The sequence below is a fragment of the Herbaspirillum sp. meg3 genome, from assembly GCF_002257565.1.
Taxonomy (GTDB): domain Bacteria; phylum Pseudomonadota; class Gammaproteobacteria; order Burkholderiales; family Burkholderiaceae_D; genus Herbaspirillum.
This window is the reverse complement of the sequence record NZ_CP022736.1, coordinates 810,480-827,460: the sequence shown is the minus strand read 5'-3', so window position 1 is coordinate 827,460 and position 16,981 is coordinate 810,480. Positions and strand designations below refer to the sequence as shown.

The following is a 16,981-nucleotide window of genomic DNA, read 5'->3' as shown; positions in this document are numbered from 1 at the left end:
CAGCACTGCGACGTCATTGTCATGACAATCCCCCCGCGACGATATGAGAAAACTCCCAAAAGTCATGTGTGACCGTGGAGCATGTCCCTTTTAATCTTCCCCACAAACAGCATAACTTGTACTTTTGAATAAAATCCCTGCGGTAGGTGGGTTTATCGATTCACCGTGAATTTCCCGTAAATATTTTGTTTTTACACAACACTAGTCCTTCATTCACTTGCAAAAAATGATCTAGCATCATCATTGATATTTTGACTCTCGTGACGAAAGTCAGATAATTTCCAACGGGAATTATTCGCTCAATAAATTCAACGTACCCGGGCACCCCATCAGAAAACATCTCTTCCAAGTACGAGTGCTGCGCGAGAGCCACACTATTCAATCCTTTTAGAACGCCCCTTATATCCCGATGACCTCTTGGCAGAAACGGCGCAATGATCTCGCCGGATCTTCTTTGTGCGAGATTTCAACATCGATGTTTTTTGAGAGTTTTCTTATATTTATACAGATCGTTAATCCGTAAGATTTGTCCTGTGGTGAGAACAAAAGCGCAGCAAAACACCGAATCAACGACAGACACTTACTTAAATTTTCTGGAGAGCATCATGCAAAAATCGATCATCGCTTCCTTCCTGGCTATCGCTGCCCTGGCTCCTGCTGCTGCCTTCGCTTCCGACGGCACCATCACCATCAACGGCACTGTGACGGCACAAACCTGCACCATCAACGGCGGTAGTCCTAACCTCGCCGTCACGCTGCCAACCGTTTCGACCTCCGCCCTGGCCTCCGCCGGACAAACGGCTGCTCCGACACCTTTCACCATCGCCCTGACTGCCTGTAATCCGAACAGCGGCAATGTGCGCGCTTTCTTTGAAACTGGCTCTAACGTCCTTGCCACGCGCCGCCTGAAGAACAACGGCACGGCAACCAATCTGGAGATCGGCCTGCTGAACACAGATAACACGCCTATCGCCATCGGCGCAGCATCCGGCGCGCAAGGCACCTCCTCTGTTGCCATCTCCAGCGGCAGCGCCAATCTGACTTACATGGCGCAGTACGTGGCTACCGGCACCGTCGGCGCGGGTACCGTCACTACCAGCGTGACGTATTCCATCGAGTTTCCATAACCCGATCCAAGCCTGGCATTGACTGCTCTGCTTGCTCTATCCGGGCTGTCTTTCTTGTTTTAGTATGTCTGCATGAAGCCGCTTCGCGGCTTCTTGTCGTATAACAACAAATATCAACGGGGTGGATTATGCGTATTGCTTTGAAGGTTTGCGGCTTCGCCGGCGCCTTGCTTGTTTCCTTCGCCGCCGCTCTTTATTCAGCACCTGCCGGCGCCAGCGTGGTCATCAACGGTACCCGCGTGATCTTCCCTTCCAATGAACGGGAAGTCTCGGTGCGGCTTACCAATGAAGGCGCCAGTCCGGGACTGGTGCAGATGTGGATTGACAAGGGTGATCCCAAATCCACTCCGAGCACAACTGAAGTGCCCTTCTTGCTCACGCCTCCACTGTTTCGGATTGATCCGGCCAAAGGTCAGACGGTGCGCATGATTTATAGCCAGGAACCGCTGCCGCAGGATCGTGAGTCGATCTTCTGGCTCAATCTGCTGGAGGTGCCGCCTCGGCCGCAGAACGTCGACGCCAATGACAGCAATTATGTGCAGATGGCTTTCCGTACCCGTATCAAGGTGTTCTTCCGGCCGCAGGCATTGAACACCCAGGAACTGGTGGCGGCTGCGCCAGCCAAGGTGACGTGGAAGATCGTGAAGGACGGCGATGGCTATGCACTGGAGGCGAAAAATCCGACGCCTTACTACATCAGCATCATCAAGACAGGCCTGATCACGGCCGGTGATGCCCCTGAGGTGACCCCTAAATTTCTGAACGAAGACGGTGGCATGCTCGCGCCTGGCGCACAGGAGCGATATCCCCTCAAGAGCCTGAAGCAAGCCCCGTCAACAGGCTTGAAGGTGCGCTTCTCTTATCTTAATGATTACGGCGGCGCCGTCGATGTCGATAGCAGCTTTGTGCAATAAACCCGGCAAAGCAGCCCCATAGAGGGCATCACAGACAGGCGTCCCCGACGTTCTCTGGACAAATACACACTCAAACTCTCGGCCTGGATAAAGACCGAGGCGGCCACATCACGCAAGCAGCGTCGTACGTTAAAACAGCGCCATGTAGAGCTGCACGCGTTGGGTTATGAGGGTCGTACGATCGGGTCGCGGCCTTCGCCAGGCGCCGGACGGTGGATCAATTGGAGAGAGTCAATTCTGCGAGCAAATCAACAGCCAATTGGCTGACAGCGAAGCTACCCCAGGCATTCCCCACCATGACCACCGGTCCTTGTTTTTCGTTCTCAACTCCCGCAGCAACGCCGGCAGCGAAGTCATGCACACGCAAGTTATGCATCGGCCTTTTACACTGACCGATTCCGCATGGCTAACCGTCGGCCACCTGCAGCGACGAATCCGTCACGAGAACTTGCGTCCTCCAAGCCATCGCGGGTGCATTATCAGCCATGGAAAATGCGGGAAATGTCCCTTATTAAAGTAGAACCTGCTTCATTCTCTTCGCAATAAAAATTTTTTGTTCGGTGCACGCGGCCATACTTCTCTCGTCCACAACGAAGGAGATTGACCAAATGATTCTCAAGCCGAAGTTCATCAGTTTCGATTGCTACGGAACGCTTATCAACTTTGAAATGGGGCCCACTGCCAGAACGCTGTTTGCAGATCGCGTGACGGAGAGTCGGATGAGCGCCTTCCTCGACAGTTTCCGTTTCTATCGACTGGACGAGGTACTCGGTGCCTGGAAGCCGTTCTTCGAGGTCGTCGAGAACGCCATCCAACGGGCGTGCCAGGCCCATCACGTGGAATATCGTGCGGCTGATGCGCGCGCACTCTACGACGCCATACCCACCTGGCAGCCCCATCCCCACGTCGTGGAGACACTGGAAGCGATTGCTCCCCACATCCCGCTGGTCATTCTCTCTAATTCGATGATCGATCTTATCCCGCACAGCGTTGCGCACCTCAAGGCGCCGTTCCACGCGGTCTACACCGCTGAGCACGCACAGGCCTACAAGCCGCGCGCCCGGGCATTCGAATACATGTTCGACCAGCTCGGTTGCGGCCCGGAACAGATGATGCACTGCTCATCGAGCTTCCGTTACGACCACATGACGGCGGCCGACCTGGGCTTCATGAGCAAAGCCTGGATCGATCGCGGCCATGAGCCAAACTGCGATGGCTATAGTGTCAATCGCCTGACCGACTTCCGCCAGCTTCCCGGCTTGCTGGGCCTTTGACAGCGGCAACAGAAAGTCATCACGAGACTAGGCGAATGATGTCAAAGCAAGCTCCAATGGACACCGCAGCGCTGAGTACGGCGGCTCCTGAACTCTCCATTCCGATGATCCAGGTGCTGGCAGCTACGTGCTACGGCATCGACGGCACGGTTCGGGTACTGGGAGGTGAGCGCGACCTGAACTGCTGCATCGAGACGGCCGATGGCACGCGCTATGTCCTCAAGATCAGCAATCAGTCAGAGCCGGCTTCGGTGATCGACTTCCAGATTGCCGCACTTGACCATATTGCTACTGTCGCGCCCGAGCTGCCCATTCCCCGGGTCATACGTACGCTAGAGGGACGCACCAGCGATCAGGTGAGCTTGCGTGACGGCAGTCGCGCCACCGTGCGCATGCTCACCTATCTGGACGGCGTCCAGATCAAGGAGACCACCAGAACCTCGGAGCAACGGCGCGCCATGGGAAGCGGCCTGGCCAAACTGGACCTGGCCTTGCGCTGCTTTTCGCATCCGGGCGCCCAGCATGATCTGCTGTGGAATGTCTCGGCCGCGCACCGGCTAAAAGAAAAACTGGATGGCCTGGTCGATCCGGCCCGCCGCCTGCTGGCCGAGAAATTCATGGATCGCTTCAACCAGCACGTCCTGCCAAGACTGCCGGCAGTCAGGGCTCAGGTAATCCATAACGACTACCACCTCTATAACGTGCTGGTCGCGCCTGAGGAACAGGATCGCATCACCGGCATCATCGACTTCGGCGACATGCTGCATGCGCCGCTGGTGGGTGAAGTCGCAACCGCGGCAGCCTTTCACATGACCGGCAGCACCGATCCCTTCGAAGGCCCGGCGCAGTTCGTCGGGGCTTACCACGGCATCTTGCCGCTGGTCGATCTCGAACAGGACATCGTGGCCGACCTTATGGCCACGCGCCATCTGATCACGGCGCTGATCTCTGAATGGCGTGCTGTCCGCTACCCTCATAACCGCGCCTACATCATGCGTCACAATCCGGCCGCCTGGGAAGCACTGTCCCAGATGGCGGACCTTTCGCGCCAGACCGTGCGTGACCGTTTGCTTTCCGAAATCTGCAATGGGAGAAATCAATGAAGAGTACTACTGACCTCAATATGGTGAATGCCTACATCCCCGGACGAGCCGACGTCGGGCCTGTCACCGGGGCGCTGATCGAGCGCCGCGATGCGCTGCTTGGCCCCGCCTATCGGCTGATGTACGAACACCCGCTGCATATCGTACGGGGCGAAGGCGTCTGGCTCATCGATCCGGAAGGCCGACGTTACCTCGACGTCTACAACAACGTCACTTCGCTGGGCCACTGCCACCCTGCAGTGACCGAGGCCATCTGCCGCCAGGTCCAGACGCTCGGCACGAACACCCGCTATCTGCATGAAACGATTCTGGAGCTGGCGGAGCGCCTGCTGGCGACTGTCCCGGAAACAGCACTAGCGCATCTGATGCTGACGTGTACCGGCAGCGAGGCGAACGATCTGGCCTACCGTATCGCCAAGATCCGCACCGGTGGCACCGGCGTGATCGTGACGGAGACCGCCTATCACGGCATCACGGACGCCGTGTCCCAGTTCTCGCCATCACTGGGAACCTCGGTCGACCTGGGCGCCCATGTCAGGCTGGTTCCGGCTCCGCGTCGCTATCACGCCGATGACGCCGATCTGGGCGAGCGCTTCACACACGACGTCGAGGCCGCCATCGCCGACCTGCAGCGTCATGGCATCAAGCCGGCAGCGCTGATCGTCGATTCACTGTTCACCAGCGACGGCATCCTGCCTGGCCCGGCCGGCTTCCTGAAGGGCGCGGTCGAAGCAATCAAGCGCGCCGGCGGTCTGTTCATCGCTGACGAGGTCCAGCCAGGCTTCGGACGAACCGGGGAGCACATGTGGGGATTCCAGCGTCACGGCGTGATCCCGGATCTCGTGACCATGGGTAAGCCGATGGGCAACGGACAACCGGTTGCCGGGCTGCTGGCAACCAAAGACGCGTTGCAGGAGTTCGGTCAGCGCTCCAGGTATTTCAATACGTTTGGCGGCAACACCGTATCGTGTGCGGCAGCCCTTGCGGTGCTCAAGACAATCGAACGGGACGGTCTGATTGAGCATGCCCGCAAGGTGGGTTCGGTTTTGCTCGATGGCATTTCCAAACTGGCCGGACGGCACGAAGCCATCGGCGACGTCCGCAGTGCAGGCCTGTTCGTCGGGGTGGAACTGGTTTCCTCTCGCTCATCGCGCGCACCCGACCGCAGCTTGACCAGCCAGGTCGTCAACCGGATGCGGCACAAGGGAGTGCTGCTCAGTGCCTGCGCCATGGGACACAATGTGCTGAAAATCCGGCCTCCGCTGGTATTGACGGCCGAGCAAACCGGGATGGTGATCGACGCCCTCGATGAAGCCCTGACAGAAGCCGCAGCGGCCTCGGCTTTGAAGTAGAAACCGATGTTATGATCAATTCATGCGACCCACAGATCCCCTCGACCGTATCGACATCAAGATTCTGGAGCACCTTCAGCGCGAGGGGCGCTGTTCGAACGTGGAACTTGCCGAGGCGATCAGCCTGAGTCCGAGTCCATGCCTGACGCGTACCAAGCGTCTTGAGGAGAGCGGCGTCATCGCGGGCTACGGCGCCGCCATCTCGCTGGACAAACTGGGCAGCAATGTGGTGGTGTTTTCTGAAGTCACCCTCAACAGCCATCGGCCTGCCGATTTCCGAAAATTCGAGGCCGGAGCCAGCAAATATTCAGAGATCGTGGATTGCTATAACGTCAGTGGCGGCTACGATTATTTGCTGAAAATCATCGCCCCCTCTGTCTCCCTGTTTCAAGCGCTGATGGAACAGCTCTTGGAAGATGACATCGGCATAGAAAAATTCGCCAGCCGTATCGTGTTGCGCCACCCCTATAAGCAACGCAGCGATCCGGTGGCAGTCATCGCAACGGGGACATCGAGCTGGAAGTAATCACGCTGCCGACGTCTTCGCATAAGAGCCTGTGCATCATTTTTTCTAAACGCCTATGGTCAGGAAATGAAATCGGAAAACACATGGTTGATGTGGCGCCGGTTCTCTACAGCCGTCATCACAAGGTGAAAAAAGGCGGATTTTTTGAAGCCACTGCATCGTCTTACCTGGCAGTGAAATAACGCTGAGCCAACGCCACCCAATACCGCACGCCCTCTTCGATGACATCGTCGTTGAAGTCGTATTGGGGATGATGTAATGATGGAGCCCCTTTCCCTTCGGCTGCATTACCTATCAGCACATAGGTTCCCGGGCGCTCCTCCAGCATGAAACCGAAGTCTTCCGAGGTCATGTTCGCCGCAATATCAGCCCGAATACGCGCATCGCCGAAGGTCTCGCGAATGATGCTCTCGCAAAATGCCGTCTCGCTCGGCGTATTGATCGTGGCCGGGTAATACTGGAAGAACTCGACCTCGACCTGCGCTCCGTAGGCACCAGCCAATGCCTCACTCATCTTGCGGATATCGCACTGCAGTTTCTGCTGCAATGAAGACGACAGCGTGCGGATGGTACCGCGCAGTTCAGCCCGTCCCGGAATGACATTGTCGGTATCGCCCGCATGAATCATGCACACTGAGATGACGGCCGGGTCGACTGGATCCTTGTGCCGTGCGACGATGGTCTGGCATTGCAGTACGATAGAGCAGGCCAGCGGGATCGGATCCAGTCCCAGGTGGGGTTGTGCCGCGTGCGCACCCTTGCCGTAAATAGTGATTTTCAGACGTGAGCCGGCAGCCATGATGGGGCCGGTGCGCAATCCGAAATGTCCCGCCGGCAGGCCAGGCCAGTTATGCATGCCGAACACCGCCTCGGTCGGAAACTGCTCGAACAGGCCGTCATCAATCATCTTGCGCGCCCCCGCACCGCCCTCCTCGCCGGGCTGGAACACAAAATGTACCGCGCCGGGCAATTGCGGCATCTGCTTCAATACGCGCGCGGCGCCCAGCAACATCACGGTATGACCGTCATGCCCGCAGGCATGCATGATCCCGTGCGTGCAGGAGGCATGGGCGAAATCATTGGTTTCCTGGATCGGCAAGGCATCCATGTCGGCCCGCAGAACGATACCGCGCTGCCGGTCGGCGCCGGGCAAGCTGGCAACCACGCCGGTTCCACCCAGGCCGCGTACGACCTGGTAGCCCAGCGCCTGGAGTTCGTTGGCAACCACCTCTGCCGTGCGATGTTCTTCGAACCGCAGCTCAGGATGGGCGTGCAAATCGCGGCGCAGGCTTGCCCAGTGCGAACGATGGGTACTCAGTATTGAATCGGGAGTGACAGGAATTTCCATGCGCGATACCTTTTAAAACTGCCAGTCAGCCGCTCACGTTGCAGCGCCCGGCCTGATATGTTGAACCAGCTTTCACTCGTAGTACCCGAGGACCGATTTCACCTCCATGTATTCCTCCATCCCCTCGACACCGTACTCGCGCCCGTTACCGGATTGTTTGTAGCCGCCGAACGGTGCCTGCGGATCCCACGGGGGGTAGTTCAAGTGGACCTGGCCTGAATGAATGCACGCAGCCACCGCGCGCAGCTGTTCCTTGTCCCTTCCCTGCACATGGGCACCCAGGCCATAGACCGTATCGTTGGCGATAGCGATGGCTTCCTCCACTGTGTCGTAGGGCAGGATCGCCAGCACCGGGCCAAAAATTTCCTGCTGTGCGATCACCATATTCGTATGCACGTCGGAAAAGATGGTCGGCCGCGCATAGAAGCCGCGCTCCAATCCCTCGGGCCGCCCCGGCCCGCCCGCCAGCAGAGGGGCGCCGTCCTGCAATCCTGCCTCGATCATCTGCTGTACCCGCTCGAACTGCGCGCGATTGGCAAGGGGGCCATGGGTGGTCGCCGCATCCATCGGATCGCCGACCTTCATCAGTCCCAGCGCCGCCAAGGCCAGTTGATGAACACGATCAAGCTGGTTACGCGGTACGATCAGGCGCGTGGGGGCGCTGCACGACTGGCCCATATTGCGGAACGCAGCCGCCACGCCGTGCGGAATGGCCTGCGCCAGGTCGGCATCCGGCAGCACGACATTGGGCGACTTGCCGCCCAGCTCCTGGGCCACACGCTTGACGCCCGGTGCCGCTGCCTGGGCCACCAGCACACCCGCGCGGGTGGAGCCGGTAATCGACACCATGTCCACCTGAGGATGCGCGGCCAGCGCCGCACCGACTTCGGCGCCGGTGCCGCTGACCAGATTGAAGACACCTGCCGGTACGCCGGCTTCAGCGACGATCTCGGCGAACAGCAAGGCCGACAACGGCGAGAGTTCGCTCGGCTTCAATACCACCGTACAGCCTGCCGCCAGCGCCGGCCCGACCTTGGCGGTGATCTGGTAGATCGGCCAGTTCCAGGGAGTGATCAGTGCACACACGCCGATGGGTTCGCGCAGGATCGCCGTCGTGCCGCGTGGCCGGATGAAGGGATAACTCGCCAGGTTGTCGCGCGCCACCCGCAGGTGTTCGGCCGCCAGCGGCACATGCGCACTGCGGGCATAGCCGATCGGCGCGCCCATCTCGAGCGTAAGCGCGGTGGCGAACAGTTCGCTGCGCTCCAGCAACAGCGCATGGATCCGCCCCAACAACGCTGCGCGCTGCTGCGGAGGCGTTGCCGACCAGGCCGGGAAAGCCCTGCGCGCAGCCTGCACCGAGCGCTCGACATCCCGCGCATCGCCCATTGCGATCTCGCACAAGCTCTCTTCGGTGGACGGGCAGATCACGGCGGCACGTTCGCGGCCCTCCGGCAGTACCCATTGACCGTCGATGAAGAAACGCTCCAGCCGGCCGGCTTGCTGAAGGTGATGCAGTGGTGATGTCATTGCAGTATGTCCTTGCGGTGATGACCTGCCTTCGCGACAGGAGGCCCTGCGACGCCTAGAAATCAGACACCTTGCCCCACGCGGAGCGGGCAAAGCGGGCCGGGTGATACGGTGAGGGGTCGACGAGGGGTTCGGCACCCGTCGCCAGGTCGGCAATGAGATGACCCGCCCCGGGGCCAATCCCGAAGCCGTGGCCGGAGAAACCTGCGGCCAGAATCAGTCCGGGCACCTGCGGCACTTCGCCGATGCCAGGCACCCCATCGGGCGTGCTGTCAACGTAACCGGCCCAGGTATGCGTGACCCTGGCGCTGCGTAATTCCGGCAGCAGCTCAATGGCGCGCCGGAGGGTGGCACGGATGGCCACCGGATCGGCCTTGGGATCAAGGATGCGCATGCGCTCCATCGGCGTAGGTGCATCCAGGCGCCAGCGCGACAACGTCTCATGGCCACTGCGCAGCGCGTCCAGGCCGCCCGGCGACAGGCTGCGCCAGCGTTTGGCGAACATGGGCAGAAATTGCGGCGAAAAGCGCAGGAACTGCCCGGTCGGATCCACCCGGGCGCGACCGCTGATGGCCAGCGCATAGGAACCGTCGCTGCGCCGCGTCGCCGCCACGCCCGAGGTGAACAGTGCCCCGGGCAGCGAATAGTCCATGGGCGCCACGCTCATGATCGATTGGCGTACCGAGGCTTGCGGGAAGCGGATGCCCAACTGACGGCAGAACGACGACGCCCAGGCGCCGCCTGCCAGCACCACGGTCTTGGTCTTGATCACCCCGGCTTCGGTGACCACACCGGCGACCCGTCCTGCCTCCATCTCGATGCCACGCGCCGCGCATTGCTGGATCACGCTGCCGCCCAGCTTCATCACGGCGCGCGCCACGGCCGGTGCGGCCTTGACCGGATCGGCGGTGCCATCGGTGGGCGAGAACACTCCGCCCTTCCAGGCGCGACCGGTGGCATGGCCGCGCTCGGCGGCTTGCTGACTGTCGAGCATATGCGTGGTCACGCCGGCGGTCTTGGCAAACTTGCCCCAACTGGCCCAGCGTGCCAGTTCTTCATCGTCATTACTCAGATACAGCAAGCCGCAGCGCGTAAAGCCGGTATCCTCGCCGGACTCAGCGCTGAACTGCTCCCACAGGTCGATGCTCTTTGTGGCCATCGGCAATTCGCGCGCATCGCGGTTCTGCTGGCGGCACCAGCCCCAGTTACGGCTGGACTGCTCGGCACCGACCCGTCCCTTCTCCACCACGACCACGGACACACCGCGCCGGGCCAGGTAATAGGCGGTGAAGATGCCGATGATGCCTCCTCCGATCACGACCACGTCAGCTGTGGCCGGTGGGACGGAAGGTGTCTGTACCAGGTTCAGCGGAGGCGACATGTCATTTCCCTTCGATAGCGGCCGGGACGGTTTGCACCACGTAGAACTTGGCAACGCGTTCACTGCTCTCCCAGCCGATCGCCGCGCCCTGCGGCACGAAAACCGCGTCGCCGGCAGCCACCGATACCACGCTGCCGTCCGGCTCCGCAAAGCGCACGCCGCCGGCCAGGAGATGCATGAACTCATTGACCGGATGCGCACGCACGATACGGTGATATGGTGTGGAATCCCAAGTGCCTGCCAGATACTTGATGGACTCTTCATTGAAGACATTGTCACTGCGGCATTGCGGCACCGGTCCCAGCAGAATTTCCTTGGGCAGCGAGTTGGCCGAAGGCTTGAAGTTGGCCTTGGCGTGCAGCGGGAACACCCCGGTTTGCGACGCTTGCGGGCATGCTGCCGCGCAGAACATCACCAGCGCCGACGAGCTGGTAGCTACCCGCAGGGCCGTGCCCGCACCGATCACCACACCACTGCCGGGCTGTAGCATCAGCGGCGAAGCGCCTGCGGTTTCCACGGTCAATTCGCCTTCGACCACGACCAGGGTTTCCACATGCGGAAAGCTGGCGATCTCCAGCGATCCTTCGAAGCGCAGGCGACCGGCGCTCATCGCGCCGATGCCTTCCCAGGCGATCTCGCGCCACGGGGCAAAAGGATCACTGTCACCCAGTCCCTTTCTCTGGAACACGGTTGAAACAGGCGCGCCTGAGGCACGGTACAACACCAACGTTGCAGTCATTTCTTCTCCTGAATAAGGGCCGGCGATTGACTCGAATATCCTTTGTGCGCCGGCCCGGATGGGATGCCTGCGCCATTGCGCAGGCAAGTCGTCATACGGTCACGCCCGGAACCGGCAGCAGCGGCGATTGATATTGCTGCAAGTCTGCATCGGAACGATGGCAGAGGATCTCGCCCCCATGTTCCATGTTGCGCCGGCGCGGCGGCACCACGTTGCACACGCCGTCCACGCGCATCGTGCAACGCGGCAGGAAGGCACAGATATCGGGCGATGCCTCCACCGGCCCGATCGGCGGCAGTTTGTGCTGGCCCGCCCCGGACACCTGTTCCAGCCACCCCTGCTGCATGGCCGGTACCGACGACAGCAGCAGATGCGAATACGGGTGATAAGGCGGTGCCATCATCGCCTCGCGCGGACGGTTGGCCACCATGCGCCCGGCATACAGCACCACGATGTCATCGCAGATGGCGCGCACCGTGCTGATGTCATGGCTGATGAACATGTAGGACACTTGCAGCTCGCGCCGCAGCTCGGCCAGCAATTCCAGGATGGCAGCGGCCACCACGGTATCCAGCGCCGAGGTCACCTCGTCGCACAGAATCAGGTCAGGCTTGGCCGCCAGCGCCCGCGCCAGGTTCACGCGCTGCTTCTGGCCACCCGAGAGCTCGCCCGGCAGGCGGTCGAGCACACTTGATGGCAGGCGCACCAGGTCCAGTAACTCGGCCGTGCGACGGCGCATGGCCTCGCCCTTCAGACCGTGATAGAAGCTCAACGGCCTGTTCAGGATGCGGCCGATCGTATGCGCTGGATTGAGCGCCGTATCGGCGTTCTGAAACACGATCTGTACCCGGCGGAACTGTTCGCGGGTGCGGCCCTCCAGGGACGGCGAGAGGTTTTCGCCATCGAGCTGGATGCTGCCGCGCGCCGGCGCGATCATGCCGGCCACCGCACGCGCCAGCGTGGTCTTTCCTGATCCCGATTCGCCGATAATGCCGACCGTGCTGCCGCGCTGTATCGTCAGATTGATATCGTCCAGGATTCTCACTCCCGGCAAGCCCAGACGATCCGGGCTGCCATAGCCGGCGATCAGGCCGCTGATGCGCAGCAGCGGCGCCTTGGCCTGCTCAGACAGCGCCGGATCCGGTATCTCTCTCACCTGCGCCACGCGCGAGGCCGGCGCCGCGGCGGCGATCAGGCTTTGCGTATAGCTGTCGGCCGGAGCGTGCAGTACCTGGCCGGTCTGACCGGTCTCACGCACGGCGCCATCGCGCAGCACAATGATGCGGTCAGCCATCTGTGCTACCACAGCCAGGTCGTGCGAGACATAGACAGCCGTCGTGCCTAATTCCTTGACCACCTTCTTGAAGGCGCGCAGCACCTCGATCTGGGTGGTCACATCCAGCGCGGTTGTCGGCTCATCCAAGATCACCAACTCAGGATCGGTGATCAGAGCCATGGCCGCCATCACCCGCTGCAACTGCCCACCGGAGACCTGATGCGGATAGCGCCGGCCAATATGCTCGGGGTCCGGCAAGGCCAGCGCGCGAAACAGGTCGACCGCCTTGCGCATGGCACTGGCCTTGTCCATCACGCGGTGTTGCAGGGCGCTTTCGATGACCTGATCCATGAGGGTGCGCGCCGGGTTGAAGGCGGCCGCGGCGCTCTGCGCGATGTAGGCGACGTGGTGACCGCGCATGTCCAGCAGCGCCTTCTCATCCATCTGGTCGATCTGAAACCGCCCGATCCGGATCCGGCCACCGGCGATGCGGCAACCGGCGCGCGCATAGCCCAACAGCGACAACGCAATGGTGGTCTTGCCGGAACCGGATTCGCCGATCAGCGCCAGCACTTCGCCGCGGGCCACGGTGAAATTGACGTCCTTGACGATCTCCACCGAGGAGCCATCGTCCTTGCGGGCGTTGACGCACAGGCCGCTGACGCTCACCAGCGGCTCGCCGGGGGGCATGCCGGGCGTCGTCGTCTTACCGAGGAATTGGTCGAACTGCATCACTGGCTTACTCCTTGGCAGCGCGCTTGCCGCGCAGGTTATCGATCAACAGGTTCACACCGATGGTCAGCGAGGCAATGGCCAGCGCCGGCATGATCACCGCCAGCGCGCCCTCGCCCAGTCCGGAAATGTTTTCCCGCACCAGCGAGCCCCAGTCGGCGTCGGGCGGCTGCACACCCAGGCTCAGGAAACTCAGCCCGCTCAACAGCAGCACCACGTAGACAAAGCGCAGCCCGAAGTCAGCAAGCACGGGGCGGATCATGTTCGGCAGCATCTCTATCGTCATGATGTACCACACGCCCTCGCCGCGCGCCCGCGCAGCCTGCACGTATTCCATGGCCTGCACGTTGACCGCCAGCGAGCGGGCGATCCGGTAGGCGCCCGGCATGTAGGTGATGGCGGCGGTCATCACCAGGAGCCACATGGAAGAACCAAAGGTCGCCACCATCATCAATGCGAACATCTTGCTGGGAATGGAGATCAGAGCATCGAGCGCACGACTGATGACGGCGTCGCGCCAGCCGCCGGAGAAGGCGGCGAACAGCGCAATGGCAGTGCCGATCATGCTGGCCAGCAGTGTCGCCGCCAGCGCCAGCCCGATCGTAGACCGGGTCCCGAAGAGGATGCGGCTCAGCATGTCACGCCCCAGATAGTCACTGCCAAGCAGGAACTTGCGGCTCATGCCGGAAAACACATCGACATCGACGATGGCGGTGGCGTCGTAGGGTGAGATGGTCGGACCGATGATGGCCATGAGCAACCAGAAACCGACGATGCCCATACCGATCCAGGCCATGTTGGAATGACGACGCGGCTTTTTGGTGAGGGCGCCGGCAATGGAGGTCGCGGCCTCTGCGTGCGCGGGATCGTGGAGAGCTTTCATCGTGTCTTCAACCTTGGATTAGAAACAATGGCCAGCACATCGGCGGTCAGCACCAGCAGCAGGTAGCCGGCACAAAAAATCATCGAACAGGCCTGCACCAACGGCATGTCGCGGGTGGTGACGGCATCAATCATCAGGGTGGCGATGCCGGGATAGTTGAAGATGCTCTCGACGATGATCACTCCTCCCAACAAGTAGGACAGGCTCAGCGCCACCGCATTGGCGATCGGACCGATGGCGTTGGGCAAGGCGTGGCGCAGCACGATGCGGGTGCGTCTGACGCCTTTGAGCAAGGCCATCTCAGCATAGGAGGAACGCAACTGGTCGATCACGGCCGCACGCGTCATGCGTGTCATCTGCGCCACGATCACGCAGCAGAGCGTCATCACCGGCATCGCATAGGACTTGATAAAGGCCCCCAAGGTGGCTGCATCGGACGAATGCGACAGCGCCGACAGCCAGCGCAGCTTGACCGCGAAGATCATCACCGCGACGGTGGCGACCAGAAATTCCGGCACCGAGACCAGCGACACCGCGCTGACATTGACCACGCGATCGAAGGCCGAGCCCCGATACATGGCCGAGGTAATGCCCAGCGCCAGCGCCAGCGGTACCGACACCGCTGCCGTGACTGCCGCCAGCATCAGCGACGCGGGCAAGCGGCCACCGATCATCTGCGCTACCGGCACGTTATTGACCAGCGATATGCCGGGGTTGCCCGAGAGCAGATGCCCCAGCCACCGGGCATAACGCAATGGCCCTGGGAGATCCAGCCCATACTGCAGGCGCAACGCAGCCACCGTCTCGGGCGTGGCGGCCTGGCCCAGCGCGGCCTGGGCAGCGTCACCCGGCAACAGGTTGGTGATGAAGAACACGCCAGCCGACACCAGCAACAGCGTCAGCGCCGCCAATGCCAGGCGGCGCAGTATCAGACGCAGGACCATTCCATTCATAGCTATCCTCGATAAGCAGGTCACGGGCCACGACGGATTGCCCGCGTGGCCTTTACTTCTGTTGCCGGTTCTCAGGCGTCCATCCAGACATACTCGGCACAGGTGTAGTTCATGAACGCGCCCAGCGGAATCGCATCAATGCCTTTGACCTTGGTGCTGATGCCTTCGAGGTTGGTGATGAAGACCGGAATGCCGATGCCGCCCTTCTCGTGCACAAGAGTCTGCAGGTCGGCGTACATCTGCTTGCGCTTGCCGAAATCGGTCTCGCCGCGCGCGGCCACGACCAGTTGGTCGAACTGCGCGTTCTTCCAACCTGATTCGTTCCACTGAGCATCGGACTTGAAGAACTGTGTGAGCAGAATGTCAGCGCTGGGACGCGGATTGATATTGCCAAAGCCCAACGGCACCTTCATCCACTGGTTGGCCCAGTAGCCGTCGGCCGGAACCCGCTTCAGATCCAGCTTCAGGCCGATCTTCTGGGCGCTTTGCTGCATCAGCACGCCCATGTCCACCGAGCCGGTCGCGGCCACCGAGGCCACCAGCGGGATGGTGCTGCCCAGCACGCCCGCCTTCTGCAGGTGGAACTTGGCCTTGTCCGGGTCGTAGGGACGCTGCGGCAGGCCGGCGAAGTAGAAGCGGTTGGTCGGATCGATAGGCTGATCGTTGGCGGTCACGGCGAAACCGCGGAAGGCGGCGGTCTTGATCTGCTCGCGATCCATCAGGTACTTCATGCCCAGCGTGAAATCCTGGCTGTTGCCGGGTGCCACGTCCTGACGGATCACCAGGTCCGTGTAAAGACCTGACTTGGTTTCCATTACCGTGTAGCCGGCCGTGGACTTGACCCGACCGGTGGAGCGCGCATTGACGTCGTTGATCCAATGCACGTCACCCGACAGCAGCGCGTTAACGCGTGCAGCCTCATCGGGGATACCAAAAAGCTCGACCTCGTCCAGGTAAGGCAGACCGGACTTCCAGTAATTCTCGTTGCGTACGGCGATGGTGCGCACGCCCGGCGTGAATTCCTTGCACTTGAAGGCGCCGGTGCCGTTGGGCATGGTGAAGTTGGTGGTGCCGTCGCGGATGATGAGGAACTGGGCGGTGGCCAGGATCACCGGCAGGTCGGCGTTGGCGCTGGTCAGTTTGATCTGAACCTCATTGGCGCCAGTGGCCTTGACCGATTCGATCTGGTCGGCCAGCACCTTGACCTTGGAGGCCGTGGCAGGGTCTTTGTGGCGCATCAGCGAATAAACCACGTCGGCCGGCGTGAACGGCTTGCCGTCGTGAAACAGCACACCCTTGCGCAGTTTGACAGTCCACAGCGTGGCGTCGGTGGTCAACATTTCTTCAGCCAGCACCATTTGCGGGCCAAGCTTGCCGTCCAGCTTGGTCAGGCCGTTGTAGAACATGTGAGCACGCGTGTAATCGGTGGAGTGCGCGGTCTTGGCCGGGTCAAGGGTATCCGCGGTGGAGCTGTTCTGGGTCGCAATACGCATCTTGCCACCGCGCTTTGGCGGCAGCGCCATAGCGCTGCCACTGGCGCTGAGCAGGCTTGCAGAGCCCACCGTCATCAGACTGCCGGCCAGCAGGGTGCGCATCATATCGCGGCGGGTGAAACCGCCCTGCACATTGTCCAGCGAATCGCCGGTAATGCTGTTTCCCTCTGTGGGGTATCGTCCGTTTTCCTGCTTGCTCATGAAAAGCCTCACAATAAAAATTCAACCACGAAGACCACCGACCTGCCCCTTCCTCCTGCTCATGCAGATTGCTCAACGCGGGGCCTGCCACCTGATGTGTCCGGTCACCTGTCGCAACTTTGATACCAACTGCGGCGACGCCCGGACGA

The 16,981-nt window shown here is 61.1% G+C and carries 14 protein-coding genes; 6 read left to right on the top strand and 8 right to left on the bottom strand.

What is annotated here, in order from left to right; genetic code table 11:
• Positions 1-605: 605 nt before the first annotated feature.
• The 6 genes from hmeg3_RS03830 to hmeg3_RS03805 all read left to right on the top strand — a co-directional run bounded on the left by hmeg3_RS03830 (position 606) and on the right by hmeg3_RS03805 (position 6,296).
• Entirely contained in the window at positions 606-1,127 is a 522-nt protein-coding gene (locus hmeg3_RS03830) for a fimbrial protein (protein ID WP_094562558.1), read from the top strand.
• Positions 1,128-1,255: 128 nt separating this feature from the next.
• Positions 1,256-2,041 carry a fimbria/pilus periplasmic chaperone gene (locus hmeg3_RS03825; protein WP_094562557.1) on the top strand — a complete coding sequence of 262 codons (786 nt, stop codon included), beginning with the start codon at positions 1,256-1,258 and terminating at the stop codon, positions 2,039-2,041.
• A gap of 608 nt (positions 2,042-2,649) precedes the next feature.
• Complete coding sequence (locus hmeg3_RS03820) at positions 2,650-3,315, top strand: haloacid dehalogenase type II (protein ID WP_094562556.1); 666 nt, start codon at positions 2,650-2,652, stop codon at positions 3,313-3,315.
• A 38-nt stretch (positions 3,316-3,353) separates the two neighbouring features.
• A complete protein-coding gene (locus hmeg3_RS03815; RefSeq protein ID WP_232511852.1) occupies positions 3,354-4,418 on the top strand; it encodes a phosphotransferase in 1,065 nt (354 codons plus the stop codon).
• Entirely contained in the window at positions 4,415-5,770 is a 1,356-nt protein-coding gene (locus hmeg3_RS03810; RefSeq protein ID WP_094562554.1) for an aspartate aminotransferase family protein, read from the top strand. Before hmeg3_RS03815 ends, hmeg3_RS03810 begins: the two co-directional genes overlap by 4 nt.
• A 22-nt stretch (positions 5,771-5,792) precedes the next feature.
• Positions 5,793-6,296: an Lrp/AsnC family transcriptional regulator gene (locus hmeg3_RS03805; RefSeq protein WP_094562553.1), complete on the top strand. Its 504-nt coding sequence runs from the start codon at positions 5,793-5,795 to the stop codon at positions 6,294-6,296.
• Between the two features lie 163 nt (positions 6,297-6,459).
• Here hmeg3_RS03805 and hmeg3_RS03800 read toward each other — a convergent pair whose 3' ends face one another.
• The 8 genes from hmeg3_RS03800 to hmeg3_RS03765 form a co-directional block, all read right to left on the bottom strand.
• The gene (locus hmeg3_RS03800; RefSeq protein WP_094562552.1) at positions 6,460-7,644 is read right to left on the bottom strand and encodes a M20 aminoacylase family protein; all 1,185 of its coding nucleotides are present in this window, start codon (positions 7,642-7,644) and stop codon (positions 6,460-6,462) included.
• Between the two features lie 72 nt (positions 7,645-7,716).
• Positions 7,717-9,174, bottom strand: coding sequence for an aldehyde dehydrogenase family protein (locus tag hmeg3_RS03795; RefSeq protein WP_094562551.1), 1,458 nt, complete (start codon positions 9,172-9,174; stop codon positions 7,717-7,719).
• A 55-nt stretch (positions 9,175-9,229) separates the two neighbouring features.
• Entirely contained in the window at positions 9,230-10,555 is a 1,326-nt protein-coding gene (locus hmeg3_RS03790; protein WP_094562550.1) for an FAD-binding oxidoreductase, read from the bottom strand.
• A gap of 1 nt (position 10,556) precedes the next feature.
• Positions 10,557-11,294 (bottom strand): cupin domain-containing protein, encoded by a 738-nt coding sequence (locus hmeg3_RS03785; protein WP_094562549.1) that lies wholly within the window; start codon positions 11,292-11,294, stop codon positions 10,557-10,559.
• A 91-nt stretch (positions 11,295-11,385) separates the two neighbouring features.
• The gene (locus tag hmeg3_RS03780; RefSeq protein ID WP_094562548.1) at positions 11,386-13,305 is read right to left on the bottom strand and encodes an ABC transporter ATP-binding protein; all 1,920 of its coding nucleotides are present in this window, start codon (positions 13,303-13,305) and stop codon (positions 11,386-11,388) included.
• A gap of 4 nt (positions 13,306-13,309) precedes the next feature.
• Positions 13,310-14,185 (bottom strand): ABC transporter permease, encoded by an 876-nt coding sequence (locus hmeg3_RS03775; RefSeq protein ID WP_094562547.1) that lies wholly within the window; start codon positions 14,183-14,185, stop codon positions 13,310-13,312.
• Positions 14,182-15,138, bottom strand: a complete 957-nt coding sequence (locus tag hmeg3_RS03770) for an ABC transporter permease (RefSeq protein ID WP_094562546.1) — start codon at positions 15,136-15,138, stop codon at positions 14,182-14,184. The genes hmeg3_RS03775 and hmeg3_RS03770 overlap by 4 nt, the downstream gene beginning before the upstream one ends.
• Positions 15,139-15,209: 71 nt before the next feature.
• Positions 15,210-16,832: an ABC transporter substrate-binding protein gene (locus hmeg3_RS03765; protein WP_094562545.1), complete on the bottom strand. Its 1,623-nt coding sequence runs from the start codon at positions 16,830-16,832 to the stop codon at positions 15,210-15,212.
• Between the last annotated feature and the right edge of the window lie 149 nt (positions 16,833-16,981).